Annotated in this window: 7 protein-coding genes; 4 read left to right on the top strand and 3 right to left on the bottom strand. The window is 76.8% G+C overall.

Translation table 11 applies throughout. The annotated features are described in order from the left end of the window. Positions 1 to 3: 3 nt before the first annotated feature. The 3 genes from ACIPLC_RS18325 (at position 4) to ddaH (ending at position 12,420) form a co-directional block, all read left to right on the top strand. The gene (locus ACIPLC_RS18325; RefSeq protein WP_400474019.1) at positions 4 to 11,106 is read left to right on the top strand and encodes an amino acid adenylation domain-containing protein; all 11,103 of its coding nucleotides are present in this window, start codon (positions 4 to 6) and stop codon (positions 11,104 to 11,106) included. Further along, entirely contained in the window at positions 11,103 to 11,327 is a 225-nt protein-coding gene (locus ACIPLC_RS18320; RefSeq protein ID WP_063349723.1) for an MbtH family protein, read from the top strand. The genes ACIPLC_RS18325 and ACIPLC_RS18320 overlap by 4 nt, the downstream gene beginning before the upstream one ends. A 253-nt stretch (positions 11,328 to 11,580) precedes the next feature. After that, positions 11,581 to 12,420 (top strand): dimethylargininase, encoded by an 840-nt coding sequence (gene ddaH / locus ACIPLC_RS18315; protein ID WP_400474018.1) that lies wholly within the window; start codon positions 11,581 to 11,583, stop codon positions 12,418 to 12,420. A gap of 195 nt (positions 12,421 to 12,615) precedes the next feature. Here ddaH and trpD read toward each other — a convergent pair whose 3' ends face one another. The 3 genes from trpD to ACIPLC_RS18300 are packed head-to-tail and all read right to left on the bottom strand — an operon-like array spanning position 12,616 to position 15,790. Then, on the bottom strand, positions 12,616 to 13,677 hold the full coding sequence (trpD, locus tag ACIPLC_RS18310) for an anthranilate phosphoribosyltransferase (RefSeq protein ID WP_400474017.1): 1,062 nt from the start codon (positions 13,675 to 13,677) through the stop codon (positions 12,616 to 12,618). A 41-nt stretch (positions 13,678 to 13,718) separates the two neighbouring features. Beyond that, complete coding sequence (locus ACIPLC_RS18305) at positions 13,719 to 14,294, bottom strand: anthranilate synthase component II (RefSeq protein WP_400474016.1); 576 nt, start codon at positions 14,292 to 14,294, stop codon at positions 13,719 to 13,721. Further along, positions 14,291 to 15,790, bottom strand: a complete 1,500-nt coding sequence (locus tag ACIPLC_RS18300; RefSeq protein ID WP_400474015.1) for an anthranilate synthase component I family protein — start codon at positions 15,788 to 15,790, stop codon at positions 14,291 to 14,293. The genes ACIPLC_RS18305 and ACIPLC_RS18300 overlap by 4 nt, the downstream gene beginning before the upstream one ends. 195 nt (positions 15,791 to 15,985) lie before the next feature. Between ACIPLC_RS18300 and ACIPLC_RS18295 the strand changes: the two genes are divergently transcribed. Then, positions 15,986 to 17,329, top strand: coding sequence for a class II 3-deoxy-7-phosphoheptulonate synthase (locus tag ACIPLC_RS18295; protein ID WP_400474096.1), 1,344 nt, complete (start codon positions 15,986 to 15,988; stop codon positions 17,327 to 17,329). Positions 17,330 to 17,337: the final 8 nt, after the last annotated feature.

The raw sequence follows: 17,337 nt of genomic DNA, 5'->3' as shown, positions 1-17,337 counted from the left end.
CGGATGTCCGCCATGCCCGCCACGCCCGTCACGCCCGCCCGACGGTGGCCGCTCACGGCCCCGCAGTCGGGAATCTGGTTCGGCCACGAGGCCGACCCGACCCGGCGGCGGTTCACCGCCAGTCAGTACGTCCGGTTCCACGGCGCGATCGACGAGGAGCTGTTCGAACGCGCGCTGCGGGGCGTGGTGGCCGGCAGCGAGAGCATGCGGGTGCGCTTCGAGCCGACCGCCGACGGCGCCGTCCAGATCATCGAGGACGCCGCCGACTGGCCGCTGCACCGGCAGGACCTGCGCCGCCACGAGGACCCGGCCGCCGCCGCCCGCGCGTTCATCGCCGCCGAACTCGCCCACCCCTATGACCTGACCGCCCGCCCGCCCTTCGACCACTTCCTCCTGCGGACCGGCGAGGCGGAGTACCTGTGGTACCTCCGGATGCACCACATCCTGTGCGACGGGGTGGGCGCGGCCGGGCTGATGCGCCGGGTGGCGGCCGAGTACACGGCGCTGCACGCGGGCGAGCCGCCCTCCACCGGCGTGCACGACCCGCTCCAGGCCCTGCTGGACGACGACGCCGCCTACCGCGCCTCCGCCCGGTTCCGCACCGACGCCGCCTTCTGGGCCGAGGAGTTGGCGGGCCTCGGCGACCCGCCCCGCCTCGCGGGCGGGCGCAGCGCCCCGACCGGCTCGGGCCCGCGCCCGCCGGTCGCCGTCCGCACGGAGCTGTCCGCCGAACGCTGGGCCGGCGTCCGCGAGCGCGTCGGCGCGGGCTGGACGGCGCTGTTCCCGGCCGCGCTCGCCGTCGCGCTGCACGCCGACACCGGCGAGGGCACGGCGGTGATCGGCCTCGGCGTCCGGGGCCGGGACGCCGCGCTGGCCCGGCGGGCCCTCGGCATGACCGCGAACGTCGTCCCGCTGCGGCTCGCCGTCGACCCGGCCGCCACCGTCGGCGGCCTGGTGGCGGCCACGGCGGACCGGGTCCGGGCCGCGCTGCGCCGCCAGCGGTACCGCTTCGAGGACCTGCTCCGCGACACCGCCGCCGCCCGGGGCGACCGGCCGCTGATCGGCCCCACCCTGAACCTGCTGCCGCTCGACCCGGGCCTGCGGTTCGGCGGGATCCCGGCCACCGTGCACGAGGTCTCGCCGGGCCTGCCCGAGGACTTCGCGCTCGGCGTCTACGACAACGGCCGCGCCACCCTGCCGGTGTTCGCCGACGCGGTCGGCGACTACCCCGAGGACACCGTCCGGGCCCACCTGGACCGGGTGCTCGACCTCGTGACGGCGCTGGCCGAGGCCCCCGAGGGGCTCCCGGTCGCCCGGCTGCGCACCGGCGGTGCCGTCGCCCTGCCCGCGCCCGCCTCCGCGCCAGCCTCCGCGCCCGCGCCCGCCTCCGCGCCTGCGCCCGGGCCGGCCCGGACCGGTCAGGACGGCGACACCCTGGTCTCGCTGTTCGAGCGGCAGGCCGCCGCCCGCCCGCAGGCACCCGCCGTGGTGCTGGGGGAAACCGTCCTCACCTATCGCGAACTCGACCGGCGCGCCGACCGGTTGGCCCGTCGGCTCGCCGCCCGGGGCGTGCGCCGCGGCGACCTGGTGGGCGTCGCCCTGCCCCGCTCGCCGGACTTGGTGGTCGCGCTGCTCGGCGTCCAGAAGGCCGGCGCCGGCTACCTGCCGCTGGATCCGGACTACCCGGTCGAGCGGCTGCGCGCGACCATCGAGGACGCCGCGCCCCGGCTCGTGGTGACGGACGACTCCGCCCGGGCGGCGCTGCCCGACGGCGTCGAGACCCTGCCCGTCGACGGCGCGGACGAGCCCGCCGACCGGACGGCGCCGCAGCGCCCCGGCCCGGGCGACGTCGCCTACGTCATCCACACCTCCGGTTCCACCGGCCGCCCCAAGGGCGTCCTGGTCACCCACCGCAACGTCACCCGGCTGCTCGCCACCACCGCCGACCGGTTCGGCTTCGGACCGGACGACACCTGGACCCTGTTCCACTCCTACGCCTTCGACTTCTCGGTCTGGGAGCTGTGGGGCGCCCTGCTGCACGGCGGCCGCCTGGTCGTCGTCCCCCGGGACACCGCCCGCTCGCCCGAGGAGTTCCTGCGCCTGCTCGCCGACGAGCGCGTCACGGTGCTCAACCAGACCCCCTCGGCGTTCACCCAGCTGGCCGCCGCCGACGCCGCCCACCCCGGCCCGAGCGCCCGGCTCGCCCTGCGGTACGTGATCTTCGGCGGTGAGCAGCTCGAACCCTGGCGACTCGCGGACTGGTACCTGAGGCACCCGCAGGACGCGCCCCGGCTCGTCAACATGTACGGCATCACCGAGACCACCGTGCACGTCACGGCCGGCGACCTCGACGCCGCCGCCGTGGCCCCGGGCACCGCCACCATCGGCCGGCCGCTGCCCGACCTGCGGGCGTACCTGCTGGACGCCGCCCTGCGGCCGGTGCCCGACGGCCTGCCCGGCGAGCTGTACGTGGCCGGCCCCGGCCTCGCCCTCGGCTACCTCGGCCGCCCCGCGCTGACCGCGGGCCGCTTCACCGCCGACCCGTACGGCCCGCCCGGCAGCCGGATGTACCGCAGCGGGGACCGCGCCCGCCGCCGCCCCGACGGCGAACTCGAACACCTCGGCCGCACCGACCGGCAGGTGAAGATCCGCGGCTACCGCATCGAGCCGGGGGAGATCGAGGCCGCGCTCGCCGCGCTGCCCGGCATCTCCGGCGCCGCCGTCCTCGCCACCGAACGGGAGCCCGGGCGCAGGCAGCTGACCGCCTACCTGCTCGGCACCGAGGAGGCCGTCCGCGCGGCCGCCGACCACGCCCACGCGTCGCTCCCGGACCACCTGGTGCCCGCGGCCTTCGTCGCCGTCGAGGACTTCCCGCTGACCGCCAACGGCAAGCTCGACGAGCACCGGCTGCGGGCCCGGGAGACCGGGACGGCGGACGGCCGGGGCCGGGCGCCCAGCGGCGAGCACGAGACCCGGCTGCACCGGCTGTTCGGCGAAGTCCTCGGGGCCGAGGGCTTCGGCGCGGACGAGAGCTTCTTCGCCCTCGGCGGCGACTCCCTCTCGGCGAACCGGCTGGTGGTCCGCGCCCGGGCCGAGCTGCCCGCCGAGCAGTCCGCCGGACTGACCATCCGGGACGTCTTCGCGGCCCCCACCGTGGCCGGCCTGGCCGCCCGGATCGGCGCCCGTGGCGCCGCCCGCAGGGGTGAGGCGACGGCCGGCGGGGAACGCCCGCGGCGCCCGCAGGCCGGCCCCCGGCCGGAGCGCATCCCGCTCTCCCACGCCCAGCGTGGCCTGTGGTTTCTGCACCGGCTCGGCGAGCAGGCGTCGACCTACCACATCCCGCTCGCCGCCCGGCTGACCGGGCCGCTCGACCTGGCCGCGCTACGGGCCGCCGCCGGCGACGTCCAGCAGCGGCACGAGAGCCTGCGCACCGTGTTCCCGGCCACCGACGGGCAGCCGTACCAGCGGATCCTCGACGACCCGCCCCTCCCGCTGACCGTCCGGCACCTGGACCCCGCCGGCCTGGACGCGGCGGTGCACGAGGAGGTCCACCGGCCCTTCGACCTCGAACAGGGCCTGCCCTGGCGGCTGGTGGTGTTCACCGCCGGGCCCGGCACCCACCTGCTGCTGATCGTCCTGCACCACATCACCGCCGACGAGCAGTCGCTGGGCCCGCTGACCCGCGACCTCGCCGTCGGCTACGCCGCCCGGGCCCGGGGCCAGGCCCCCGCCTGGCCCCGACTGCCGCTCCAGTACGCCGACTTCACGCTCTGGCAGGGTCGGGAGCTCGGCCCGGCCGGCGAGCCCGACAGCCCGCTGGCCACCGAACTGGCGCACTGGCGCGAGGCCTTGCGCGGCGCGCCGGAGCGCACCGCGCTGCCGGTGGACCACGAGCCCGCGCCCGGCGCGGCCCTGCGCGGGGCCGCCGCCGAGTTCCAGTGGGACGCCGAACTGGTCGCCGCAGCAACCGAATTGGCGGCCGACCGGGGAGCCACCCTGTTCATGGTGCTGCACGCGGCCGTCGCCTGCCTGCTCGCCCGCGCCGGCGCGGGCACCGACCTCGTCCTCGGCACGGTCAGCGCCGGTCGCGCCGACCCCGCCCTGGACGACCTGGTCGGCTACTTCGCCCAACCGCTCGCCCTGCGCACCGACCTCTCGGGCCGCCCGGGCTTCGCGGAGGCCGTCGACCGCGCCCGGCACGCCGACCTCACCGCCTTCGCCCACGACCGGGCGCCCTTCGACCGGGTCGTGGACGCCCTGGCACCCGACCGGGAACTCGGCCGCCACCCGCTGTTCCAGGTGATGATCACCCTGCACGGCGGACGCCAACCCGCGCTCACCCTGCCCGGACTGTCCGGCGCACCGCACCGATTCGAGCGGGTGATGGCCAAGTTCCCGCTGCTCTTCGAGTTCGCCGAACAGCCGGACGGCACGGTGCGCGGCGTCCTGGAGTACAGCACCGGCCACTTCCGCCCCGGGACCGCCGACCGCCTGGCGCAGGGCCTCGGCCGCCTGCTGGCGGCCGCCCTGGCCGACCCGGCGGCCCCCTTCGACACCCTCGACACCCTCGACACCCTTGACGCCCTCGACACCCTTGGCATCCGCGACGCCCCCGGCCCCGCTGCCGCCCGCCCGCTCCCCGCGCCCGCCGCCGGTGCGGAGGGCGGCTCGCCCGCCGAGGAGCAGCTGCGGACGCTGTTCGGCAGCGTCCTCGGCCGGGCGCGGCCCGGGCCGTCGGAGGGGTTCTTCCGGCTCGGCGGGGACAGCATCCTGGCGATCCAACTGGCCACCCGGGCGCGGTCGGCGGGCGTGCTGATCACGCCGAAGGACGTGTTCACCCACCAGACCCCGCGCGCCCTCGCCGCCGCCGCGGCCGCCGCTCCGGACGGCGGCCGCGCACCGGCCGCCCGGCCGGCGGTGCCCGCGCCCCCGGGCGGGGCGTTGCCGCCCACCCCGATCGCGGACTGGCTGGCGGCCCGCGGCGGACCGATCCACGGCTACGCCCAGTCCCTGCTGTGCGAGGTGCCGCCCGGCGCCACCGAACACACCCTGCGCACCGCCCTCCAAGGCCTCGTCGACCACCACGACGCGCTGCGGACCCGCCTGACCGGGGCCCCGGGCGAGCCGCTCGCCTTCGAGATCCGGCCCGCCGGGACCGTCCCGGCGGCCCCGCTGCTGCACCGGATCGACCTCGCCCGCGAGGGCCTCACCGCAGCCCCCGGCCGCGACCCGGGGCCCGCCCTGCTGGCCCTGGTCGCGGAACAGCGGCACGACGCCCGCCGCCGCCTCGACCCCTACCGGGGCGAACTGCTGCGGGCGGTCTGGTTCGACGGCCCCCGGGGCGGCCTGCTGCTGATGGTGATCCACCACCTCGCCGTCGACGGCGTCTCCTGGCGGATCCTGCTCGACGACCTCGCCCGGGCCCACCGGGCCGCCGCCGCCGGCCACCCGGCCGACCTCGCCGCCGTCCCCGTCACGGCCGCCGACTGGGCCCGCGCGCTGCGGGACGCCGAGGCCGACCCGGCGGTCGCCGCCGACCGCGCCCACTGGCACGAGCTGCTGACCGCCGGCACCGGCACCATCGGCACCCGGCCGCTGGACCGCACCCGGGACACCGTGGCCGCAGCCGAGACCCTGCGCACCACCCTGGGCGGCGGCCCGACCGCCGCCCTGCTGACCGACCTGCCCGACCGCCTCGGCGCCGCCGTGCCGGAGGTCCTCCTCGGCGCCCTCGCCGCCGCCCTGCGCGGCTGGCGCGCCCGCAGCACCGACGACCCGCTCCTGGTGGACGTCGAGGGCCACGGCCGTGACCCGGAACTCGCCGCCCTCGACGGCCTCGACCTCTCCCGGACGCTGGGCTGGTTCACGGTCATCCACCCCGTCCTGCTGGACACCGGCCCGGCCGCACCCGACACCAGGGGAGGGGGCTGCGCCGACGACTTGGCCCACGCCGTCGCGGCCGCCCGGCAGCGTCTGCGGGCCACCCCCCACCGGGGCCTGACGTACGGCCTGCTCCGGCGGTCCGGCACGCTGCCCGACCGCGCGGCCCCGATCGCCTTCAACTACCTGGGCCGCTTCGACACCGCCCGACGCGGCCCCTGGCAGCCGGTCCCCGGCACCCTGCGGGGCGAGGCCGACCCGACCCTGCCGCTCGCCCACACCCTCTCGGTCGACGCCTTCGTGGAGACCGGCCCGGACGGCCCACGGCTGCGGGTCGAATGGGCCTGGCCGGCCAGCGTCCTCGACACCGACGTCGTGGCCGAACTCGCCGCCCGCTGGGAGCAGGCCCTCACCACCCTGTCGTCCGTCGGCCCGCCCCGGGCCGGGGGGCCCGCAGCCGACCCCCAGCCCGAGGCCCCCGCGTCCGCCCCCGAGCCCCCCGAGGCCCCCGCGTCCGCCGCCGTCCTGCTGCCCGCCACGCCGCTCCAGGCCGGCCTGCTGTTCCACTCCCGCTACGCCGCCCACGACGGCCGCCGCGACCCGTACCTCGTGCAGCTCGTCCTCGACCTCACCGGCGCGATCGACCCGGAGCGGCTACAGGACGCCGCCCGGCGGCTGCTGGTGCGCCATCCGCAGCTCGCCGGGGCCTTCACCAGCGGCGAGTCCGGCCCGCCGCGGCAGGTCGTGCCGGTCGAGGTGACGCTGCCCTGGCGCACCGTGGACCTCACCGGGCGGGCGGAGGGGGAGCAGTCCGCCGACGCCCGGCGGCTCGTGGCGGAGGACCGCCGGCCGTTCTCGGTCGACACCCCGCCGCTGATCCGGTTCACCCTGCTGCGGCTGGCCGCCGACCGGTGGCGGCTCGTCTTCACCCACCACCACCTGCTGCTGGACGGCTGGTCGGTGCCGATCGTGCTGCGCGAGCTGCTCGCGCTGCACCAGGGCGTCGAGCTGCCCCCGGCGCCGTCCTACCGCCGCTACCTCGACTGGCTGGCCGGGCGCGACGACGCGGCCGCGCGCAGCGCCTGGCGCGTCGCCCTCGCCGGGGCCGAGCCCACCCGGGTCGGCCGGCCCGCGCCGGCCGGCGGCGAGGGCGCCGACGACGGCCCGTCGACGAGCGTCTTCACCCTGCCCGCCGGGCTCACCGCCGGGCTGCGGGCGCGCGCCGCGCAGTGGGAGGTGACCCTCGGCTCCCTGGTGGCGACGGCGTGGGCGCTGGTGCTCTCCCACCTCACCGGCCGCGACGACGTCCTGTTCGGCACCACCGTCGCCCAGCGCCCGGCCGAACTGCCGGAGGCGGACCGGCTCGTGGGCCTGCTGATCAACACCGTGCCGGTCCGGGCCCGGCTGCACCCGGGCGAGTCGGTGCGCGAGCTCGCCGCCCGGCTCCAGCGGGAGCGCACCGCGTTGCTGGACCACGAGCACCTGGGCCTCACCGAGGTGGAGAAGGCCGCCGGTGCCGGGCGGCTCTTCGACAGCTCACTGGTGTTCGAGAACTACCCGCTGGACGAGGCCGGGTTCGTCGAGCCCGCGCCGGGCCTGCGGATCGGCGCCGTCGAACCGTTCGACGGCACCCACTACCCGCTCTCGCTGGTGGTGCTGCCGCGCCAGGGCGGCCTGGACGTGCGGCTTCAGCTGCGCCCCGCCGAGTTGGACCGGCACCTCGACGCGGACCGGCTGCGCACCTTGCTGACGGCCGCCTGCACCGCCCTGGCCGGCCCGGGCGCGGACGCGCTGACCACCGGCCGGGTCGATCTGCTGCCGCCCGTCCAGCGGGCGGGGCTGCGGGCCTGGGGCACCGGCCCGGCGGCCGACGCCGAACCGGTGTCGGTCGGCGCGCGGTTCGAGCGGCTGGCGGCCGACCACCCCGACCGGGTCGCCCTGCGACTCGTCGACGGCACCGCCACGGACGGCACTTCGGACGGCACTTCGGACGGCACTTCGGACGGCACCACGACGGACACCACCCTCACGTACGGCGCGCTCAACGCCGACGCCAACCGGCTGGCCCACCACCTGGCCGGCCTCGGGGTGCGGCCCGGCAGCCGGGTCGCCGTGCGGCTGCCGCGCTGCCCGGAGGTGCCGGTGGCGATGCTGGCGCTGGCCAAGCTCGGCGCCGTCTGCGTCCCGCTGCACCCGGGGTTCCCGGCCGAGCGGCTCCGGGCGCTCGCCGACGAGGCGGGCACCGAACTGCTGCTGGACGCCGACCTGTTGGCGGCGGCCCGGCGGGCGGGCGGGAGCGCGGGCGACCCCGGCGTGGAGGTGCTGCCCGGGCAGGTCGCCCAGCTGCTGTACACCTCGGGCTCGACCGGCCGCCCCAAGGGGGTGGCGGTCACCCACCGCAACATCCTCGCCCTGGCCGACGACCCGCTGTGGCACGGCCCCGACCACGACCGGGTGCTGTTCCACTCGCCGCACGCCTGGGACGCCATGGTGTACGAGCTGCTCATGCCACTGCTGACCGGTCGTCAGGTGGTGGTGGCCCCGCCGGGGGAGCTGACCCCGGCGGACTACGCCCGGGCCGTCGAGCGCGGCGGCGCCACCGCGGCCTGGCTGACGGCGGGCCTGTTCGACCTGCTGACCGAGCAGATCCCGGCGGCCCTGGCCCGGCTGCGCCTGATCTGCACCGGCGGCGACGTCGTCCCCCCGGCGGCGCTCGCCCGGGCCCGGCGGGCCGCGCCCGGCCAGCGGCTGCTGGACCTGTACGGGCCGGTGGAGAGCACGACCTTCGCCCTGGGCCACGAAGTCCCGGCGGGCCCGGTCCGTGAGGGCGAGGCCGTCCCGATCGGCCGCCCGCTCGCGGGGACGAGGGTGCTGCTGCTGGACGCCGCGCTGCGCCCGGTGCCGCCGGGCGTCCCCGGCGAGATCCACCTGGGCGGCGAGGGCCTGGCCGTGGGCTACCACGGCGCCCCGGCCCGGACGGCCGAGCGCTTCGTCGCCGACCCGTACGGCCCGCCGGGCGGCCGGCTGTACCGCACCGGGGACCTGGGCCGGTGGGACACCGAGGGCCGGCTGCACTTCCTGGGGCGCGCGGACCGGCAGGTGAAGATCAACGGGTTCCGGATCGAGCCGGGGGAGATCGAGGCCGCGCTGTGCGCCGAGCCGGAGGTCACCGCCGCCCGGGTGGTGCCGCACGGGGCGGGCCCGGCGGGCCGCTCGCTGGTCGGGTACGTGGTCGCCGACCGGCCGGTGGCCGCCGGCGAACTGCGCCGCCGGCTCGCCGGGCGGCTGCCGCGCCACCTGGTGCCCGCCGTGCTCGTCCCGGTCGACGCGCTGCCGCTGGACGCCAACGGCAAGGTCGACACGACCGCCCTGGGCCCGCCGCAGCGGTCGGCCCCGGGGCCGACCCGTTCGCCCCGCCGGGAGGTCCTGGCGGCGCTGTTCGCGGAGGTGCTGCGGGTGCTGGCGGTCGCGCCGGAGGACGACTTCTTCGCGCTCGGCGGCAACTCGATCGCCGCGATGCGCCTCGCCGGGCGGATCCGGTCCACCCTGGGCGTCGACGTGCCGCTCGGCGAGCTGTTCGACGCGCCCACGGTGGCCGGGCTGGACCACCGGCTCGACCGCGCCGCCCGTACCGATGGAGCCGGCGGCGGCGCCCCGGCGCTCGGCGACCGGACGACCCGGCCCGACCGGCTGCCGCTCGCCCCCGCCCAACTGCGCCTGTGGACGGCCAACTACCTGGGCGAGCACCGCCCGGACTACCTCACCACCCTGGCCCTCGACCTCACCGGCGGGCTCGACCCCGCCGCGCTGCGGGTCGCCCTCGGCGACCTGCTGGCCCGGCACGAGGCCCTGCGGACCGTCCTGCCGTACGGCCCGGACGGCCCCGAGCAGCGCATCCTCGCGCCCGCCGATGCCCCGCCCGATGCCCCGCCCGGCGCCCCGCCCGGCGCCCCGCCCGGCGCCCCGCCCGCCGACGCCGACCTTGCCGAGGCCTTCCTCGCCGCCGTCCCGTCCGCCGCGCCCCGCTTCCTCGACGTCCCGCCGGAGCGGCTGGACGCCTGGATCGCCGCCGAACTCGACCGCGGCTTCGACCTGTTGACCGAACCGCCGCTGCGCACCGCCCTGCTGCGCAGCGGCCCCGACCGGCACACCCTGCTGCTGGTGCTGCACCACGCGGCGGTCGACGGGCACGCGCTCGAACCGCTGCTGGCCGACCTGCGGTCCGCCTACCGGGCCCGGGCGGCCGGTGGGGCGCCGCGCTGGCCGTCGCCCGCCGTCCAGTACGCCGACCACGCCCTGTGGCTGCGGCGGCGGCTCGGCGACGAGGACCGCCCGGAGAGCCCGGCCGCCCGGCAGGCCGCCTACTGGAAGGGCGCGTTGGCCGCCCTGCCGCCGTGGCGGGGCCTGCCGGACGCCACCGGCGCCCCGGGCGCCGGGCCGGGTGCGGCCGGCACCGTCCGCTTCGCCCTCGACCCGGGGGAGCACCGCCGACTGGCGGCCGCCGCCCGGGCCTGCTCGGCCGGCACCGGCATGGTGCTACAGGCGGCGTTCGCCGCCGCGCTGGGCGACCTCGGCGCGGGGCACGACCTCCCGATCGGGGTGCCGCTGGCCGGCCGGGACGACGAGGTGCTGGACGGCGTGGTCGGCTGCCTGGTCAACACCGTGGTGCTGCGGGTCGACACCTCCGGCGCCCCGACGGCCCGCACCCTGGTCGGGCGGGTCCGGGAGCGGCTGCTGGCCGCCCACGCCCACCAGGACCTGCCGTTCGACCGGGTGGTGGAGCTGGTCAACCCGGCCCGGCGGGCGGGGCGCCAGCCGCTGTTCGGGGTGGCGGTCTCCCATCTGGTGCGGGCCGAACCGGCCGACGGCGGGCGGTGGGCCGACGCCGTGACCGTCGCCGAGCGGCCCGTCCCGGTGGCCCGCACCGCCGTCGACCTGCTGCTCCAACTGGTGGAGCGGCGGACCGCGGACGGCGCACCCGGCGGGCTGGAGTGCGCCCTGGTACACGCGCTGGACGGCTGCGACGAGCCGACCGCCCGGCGGGTGGTGGCCGCCTTCCGGCGGCGGGTCACCGAGTTCTGTGACGAGTTGAACGATGAGGTCAACGGCGAGCTCAACGACGAGGTCAACGGCGAGCTCAACGGCGAGTTCAACGGCGAGCTGGCCGACGAGTCGAACGACCTTGCCCACGTGCACGACCACAACCATGAAGTGAGGGCCCGATGAGCAGCACCAACCCCTTCGACGACGAGCAGGGCGCGTTCCTGGTCCTGGCGAACGAGGAGAACCAGCACGCGCTCTGGCCCGCCTTCGTCGACGTGCCCGCCGGTTGGCGCAGCGTGTTCGGCGAGGAATCCCGGCAGGCCTGCCTGGATTACGTCGAGAAGAACTGGACCGACCTGCGTCCGCGCAGTCTGGCCGAGGCGATGGACGCCCGCGTCGACTGAGCGCGATCGGCCGGTCCATCAGGGCTGTTCCACCCTGGCTTAAGGATCTTCCGTCCCCCGCAAGCGAACTGACAGCATGTCAGGGACGGGCGCGGGGCCGGCCCGCAGGAACGAGTGCGGCGCGCCTGGGTTTCCCCCACGCCCGGCCGCGCCGCCGGCGAGCCGGCCCCGGAGCCCCGCAGGCACCCGATTGCCGCCCGTCCGGACCGCAGCGCCACCGCCCGTTGTCCGAAGCCCTCACGAGGAGTCACCGATGAACGCTGTCACCCCGCGCCCCGCCGAGCGCACGGCCCGGCCCCGGCACTACCTGATGTGCCGCCCCAGCCACTTCGAGGTCACCTACGCGATCAACCCGTGGATGGACCCGGCGAAGCCGGTCGACACCGGGCTCGCCGTGGCGCAGTGGGAGCGGCTGTACGCGCTCTACCAGGAGCTCGGCCACCGGGTCGACCTGATCGACCCGATCCCGGGCCTGCCCGACATGGTCTACGCCGCCAACGGCGCCACCGTGGTGGACGGCAAGGTGCTCGGCGCCCGCTTCCGCAACGCCGAACGCGCCGCCGAGGGCCCCGCCTACCTGGAGTGGTTCCGCGCCAACGGCCACCCCGAGCTGCACGACCCGGAGCACGTCAACGAGGGCGAGGGCGACTTCCTGGTCACCGCCGAGTACGTGCTCGCCGGGCGGGGCTTCCGCAGCACGCCGGCCGGCCACGCCGAGGCCCAGGAGTTCTTCGGGCGCCCGGTGATCGGCCTGGAGCTGATCGACCCGCGCTACTACCACCTGGACACCGCGCTGGCCGTCCTGGACGGCGACGAGATCATGTACAACCCCGAGGCCTTCTCCGCGGGCAGCCGCGAGGTGCTGCGCCGGCTGTTCCCGGACGCGGTGCTGGCCGACGCCGGCGACGCCGCCGTGTTCGGCCTCAACGCGGTCAGCGACGGCCTGCACGTGTTCCTGCCGGAGGCGGCCACCGGCCTCGCCGACAAGCTGCGGGAGCGCGGCTTCGAGCCGATCGGCGTCGACCTGTCCGAGCTGCTCAAGGGCGGCGGCAGCGTCAAGTGCTGCACGCTGGAGCTGCGCCCCCGCGCCTGACCGCTGCCCGTCCGCCCCTTCGCCCCTTCGCCCGCCTCCGTAACGCCGGGGGCGGACGAACGGGGCGGACGCGGGCCGTACGACCACCGCGCACGAACGCGACGGGCCGCGCGGGCCTCCCCCCGAGGAGGTCCGCGCGGCCCGTCGGCGTCGCGCCCCGGTGCCGCCGCCCGGTGCCGGCGGCCCGGCGGTCACTCAGTCCGGCCGCCCCGCGTACGGCCGCGCGCTCTCCGCCCAGCGCTTCAGCAGGGCGGCCGCCGCGCCCGAGTCGACCGCCTCGGCGGCCCGGGGCAGCACGGCCGCCAGCCGCTCGACGACCGGCCGTTCGGAGGGCGTCAGCGCCGCCAGGCCGGCCGCCGCGGACAGCAGGACGGCGTCGCGGACGGGGCCCTGCTCGCCGTCCAGGACGGCGTGCACCACGCCCGCGTTGTGGGCCGCGTCGCCGCCGCGCAGCGCGTCCGGGGCCGCCGTCGCGATCCCGAGCTCGCGCGGGTCGAGCCGCTCCTGCACGAACCGGCCGGTGGTCGCCGTCCAGACCGTCGAGGTGGTGGAGACGGACAGTTCGTCGAGGCCGTCGTCGCCCCGGAAGACCAGCGCGTCCACGCCCTGGCGGGCGAACACGGCGGCGATCAGCGGGCCCAGCCGGGGATCGGCGACGCCGACCGCCATGGCCGTGGGCGAGGCCGGGTTGGTCAGCGGCCCCAGCGCGTTGAACGCCGTCGGCACGCCCAACTCCTTGCGGGCGACGGCCGCGTGGCGGAAGGCCGGGTGGAAGGCCGGGGCGAAGCAGAAGCCGATCCCGACCTCGCGCACCGAGCGGGCCACCTCCTCGGCCGAGAGTTCCAGCGCGATGCCGAGCCGCTCCAGCACGTCCGCCGAGCCGGAGGCGGAGGAGGCCGAGCGGTTGCCGTGCTTGACCACCCGGGCCCCGGCGGCCGCCGCCACGATCGCGGCCATGGTGGACACGTTCACGGTCTTCGCGCCGTCCCCGCCGGTGCCGACGATGTCCAGTGTCGGCCCCGGCACGTCGACCCGCACCGTGTGCTCGCGCGCGGCCCGGACCAGCCCGTCGACCTCCTCGGCGGTCTCGCCCTTGGCCCGCAGCGCCACCAGGAACCCGGCCAGCTGCGCCGGTGCCGCCTCGCCGCGCATCACCCGGTCCATCGCCCAGGCGGTGTCGGCGGTGCTCAGGTCCGTCCCGCCGATCAGCGCCGCGAGCAGCTGCGGCCAGCTGCGCGATTCACCATTCCCTGTCACTGGTCACCCATTTCCGCTCGTCGGTTCCGATGTGCGTGCGGTCAGCGTCCGGCGCCGACCGCGAGGAAGTTCTCCAGCAGCTGCATGCCGCCGGTGGTGGTGATGCTCTCGGGGTGGAACTGCACCGACTCGATGGGCAGGCTGCGGTGCCGCATGCCCATGACGTAGCCGTCGTCGTCGGCGGTCGCGGTGAGTTCCAGGTCCTCGGGCAGCGGCCGGGTGACGATCAGGGAGTGGTACCTGGTCGCGGTGAGGCTGTTGCCGAGGCCGGCGAACAGGCCGCGCCCGTCGTGCGTCACGGTGCTGGTGCGCCCGTGCATCAGCCGGTCGGCGACCTGGACCCGCCCGCCGAACGCCAGGCCGATCGCCTGGTGGCCCAGGCACACGCCGAGCAGCGGGACCTTCCCGGCGAAGTGGTGGACGAGTTCGACGTGGCCGGAGGCCGCCGGGTGCCCGGGGCCGGGGCCGAGCACGACCGCGTCGGGCGCGGTCGCGGCCAGCTGCTCGGGGGTGCGGGTGTGCGAGCGGACCACCTCGGTGTCCGCGCCGAGCGCCCGCAGGTACTGGTCGATGATGTGGACGAAGCTGTCCCGCGCGTCCACCAGCAGAACCTTCATGCCGTCAACTCCTCGCCCGTCAGCGCCCAGTAGGCGGCGCCCAGCTTCGCCAGCGTCTCGTTCCACTCGCCCTCGGGGGTCGAGTCCGCGACGATCCCCGCGGAGCTCTGCACGGAGTACACCGCGCCGTCGTGCGCGATGGTGCGGATGCACAGGGCCAGTTCGCTCCAGCCGCCGACGTCGATCAGGCCGACGGCGCCGGCGTAGGCTCCGCGCGGCTCCCGCTCGATCTCGTGGATGATCTCCATGGCGCGCAGCTTCGGCGCGCCGGTCATGGTGCCGGCCGGGAAGGTCGCGCACAGCGACCGCCACACGTCGGCGTCCTCCTCCAGCTCGGCGCTGACCGTGGACACCAGGTGGAAGACGTGCGAGAAGGTCTCCACCACCATCAGGTCGTCGGCCGTCAGGGTGTGCGGCTTGCAGACCCGGCTGATGTCGTTGCGGGAGAGGTCGACCAGCATGACGTGCTCGGCCTGCTCCTTGGTGCTCGCCAGCAGGGCCTTGATCCGCCGCTCGTTCTCCTCCTCGTCCTGGTCGCGACGGGTGGTGCCGGCGATCGGGCGCATCACGATCCGGCCGTCCTCGATCCGGAACAGCAGCTCGGGGCTGGCGCCGATCAGCGTGCCCTCGCCGTTCGGGAGCAGGTACATGTGCGGGGAGGGGTTGCGCGAGCGCAGCCGCCGGTAGACCTCGACGGGTGTCAGCGCGGTGCGGACGTCGATCCGGTGGCCGACCTGGATCTGGTAGATGTCGCCGACCCCGATGTGCTCCAGGCAGCGCCGGACCCAGCCGTGGAAGGTGTCGCGGTCCACGCTGTCGTGCACGGACTGCGGGCGGACGGCCGGCGGGCACGCGGCCTGCGGCGCCTGCCCGGCCGCCTCCCGGGCCGCGCCCGCGAGGTCGTGGCGGCCGTGCTCGCCGAAGGCCGGGCTGTCGGCGGTCCGCAGGACCGGCGCGCCGTCGGTGCCGTAGTGCACGCTGTCGCGGAACAGCGTCAGCACGGCGTCCGGGCGGGTCGGCGGCAGCGCCCGGGCCGGCAGGTCCTCCATGTGCCAGGCCGCGTCGTAGCCGAACCGGGCCAGGAAGCCGAAGTGGAAGCGGTCGCCGGGCAGGCCCGGCTCCAGGCCGAACAGGCCCTGCGCGCGCCGCAGGAACTCCCAGACGCGGGCCGGGTCGGGGGCCTCCAGCCGCCCGGGGGCGTCCGCGGCGGGGGTCAGGCCCGCCGCCTCGGCGGTCGCCCGCAGTGCCGGGGCGACCTCCGCGATCCCGTCGATCTCCAGGTACGAGCCGTACAGCCGGATCTCGGCGAGCGGGCCGCAGCCGAGCACCGCGGGCCCGCCCTGCCGGCCGGACTCGGTCAGGCTCTCCAGCAGGTACACCTGCTCCGCGCCGAGCCGGTCGCCCAGCCGGGTGTAGAGCTCCAGCGGGTCGTGCGGCGGCAGCGGCTCGGTGCCGAGCCGGACGGCGAACGGAGGGTGCGATGGCGCGTCTGGCATCGGAATCCTCATCGTGAATGGCCGGCTGGGTACGGCCGGTGAACGAATGGCCCCCAGTCAATCCGTTCGTCCCGGAAGGCGGTCAGACCAGTTCTCCGGTGCGGGAGCAGGCCAATTCGCGGATGCTTGACCTTCTTTCCGCGGCCGGGCTGCAATGAGCGGGCCAGCGATTTCCGTTCCCATCCGAGGGCCGTGATGAATCGAATTCCGCAGACCGGAGCACCTGCCGCCTGGCGTTCCCTGCCGGCGGCCCAGCAACCGCAGTGGCCGGACCGGGCGGCGCTGCGCGAGGTGGTCGCCGACCTGTCGGCCGCCCCGCCCCTGGTGCTCGCCGAGGAGTGCGACCGGCTGACCGACCGGATGGCCGCCGTCGCCGCCGGCGAGGCCTTCGTCCTCCAGGGCGGCGACTGCGCCGAGACCTTCGGCGGGCTCACCGCGGACGCGGTCACCGCCAAGCTGCGCACCCTGTTGCAGATGGCGGTGGTGCTGACCTACGCGAGCGGCGTCCCGGTCGTGAAGATCGGCCGGCTGGCCGGGCAGTACGCCAAGCCCCGCTCCCAGCCGGACGAGACCCGGGGCGGCCTCAGCCTGCCCTCCTACCGGGGCGACGCGGTCAACGGGCCGGAGTTCACCGAGGCGGCCCGCCGCCCGGACCCGGCGCGGCTGCGGCGGATGTACGAGGCGTCGGCGGTCACCCTCAACCTGGTCCGCGGCTTCGCGGCCGGCGGCAGCGCCTCCCTCTACCAGGCGCACCAGTGGAACCGCGGCTTCCTGGAGGACTCCGCCGAGGCCCGCCGCTACGAGGAGCTGGCCGACGGCGTGGACCGCGCGCTGCGCTTCCTCCAGGCCTGCGGCTGCGACCCGGCCGGGCTGCTGGAGGCCGAGTTCTTCGCCAGCCACGAGGGCCTGCTGCTGGACTACGAGCAGCCCCTCACCCGCACCGACCCGCGCACCGGGGCGGACTACGCCACCAGCGGGCACCTGCTCTGGATCGGCGAGCGGACCAGGGGCCTGGACGACGCGCACATCGCCTACTTCGCCGGGATCCGCAACCCGATCGCCGTCAAGCTCGGCCCCACGACCACCGCGGACGAGGTCCTCGGCTACGTCGATCGGCTGGACCCGGACCGCCGGCCCGGCCGGCTGACCTTGGTGGTGCGGATGGGCGCGGGCCGGGTGCGCGAGCTGCTGCCGCCGCTGGTGGAGAAGGTCACGGCGGAGGGCGCCCGGGTCGCCTGGATCTGCGACCCGATGCACGGCAACACCGTCCAGACCGACGACGGCCGCAAGACCCGCCGCTTCGACGACATCCTGGGCGAGGTCGCCGGCTTCTTCGAGGTGCACCGGGAGCTGGGCACGCACGCCGGCGGCATCCACGTCGAGCTCACCGGCGACGACGTCACGGAGTGCCTCGGCGGCGGCGACCAGGTCCGCGCCGAGGACCTGCACCAGCGCTACGAGACGGCCTGCGACCCGCGGTTGAACCACCGCCAGTCCCTCGACCTCGCCTTCCGGGTCGCGGAGCTGATGAAGGCCTGAGAGTCGGC

This window comes from Kitasatospora sp. NPDC086801 (assembly GCF_044745805.1).
In the GTDB taxonomy this organism is placed as follows: Bacteria; Actinomycetota; Actinomycetes; order Streptomycetales; family Streptomycetaceae; genus Kitasatospora.
Note: the sequence above shows the minus strand (reverse complement) of the source record. Positions and strands in the feature narration are given on the sequence as shown.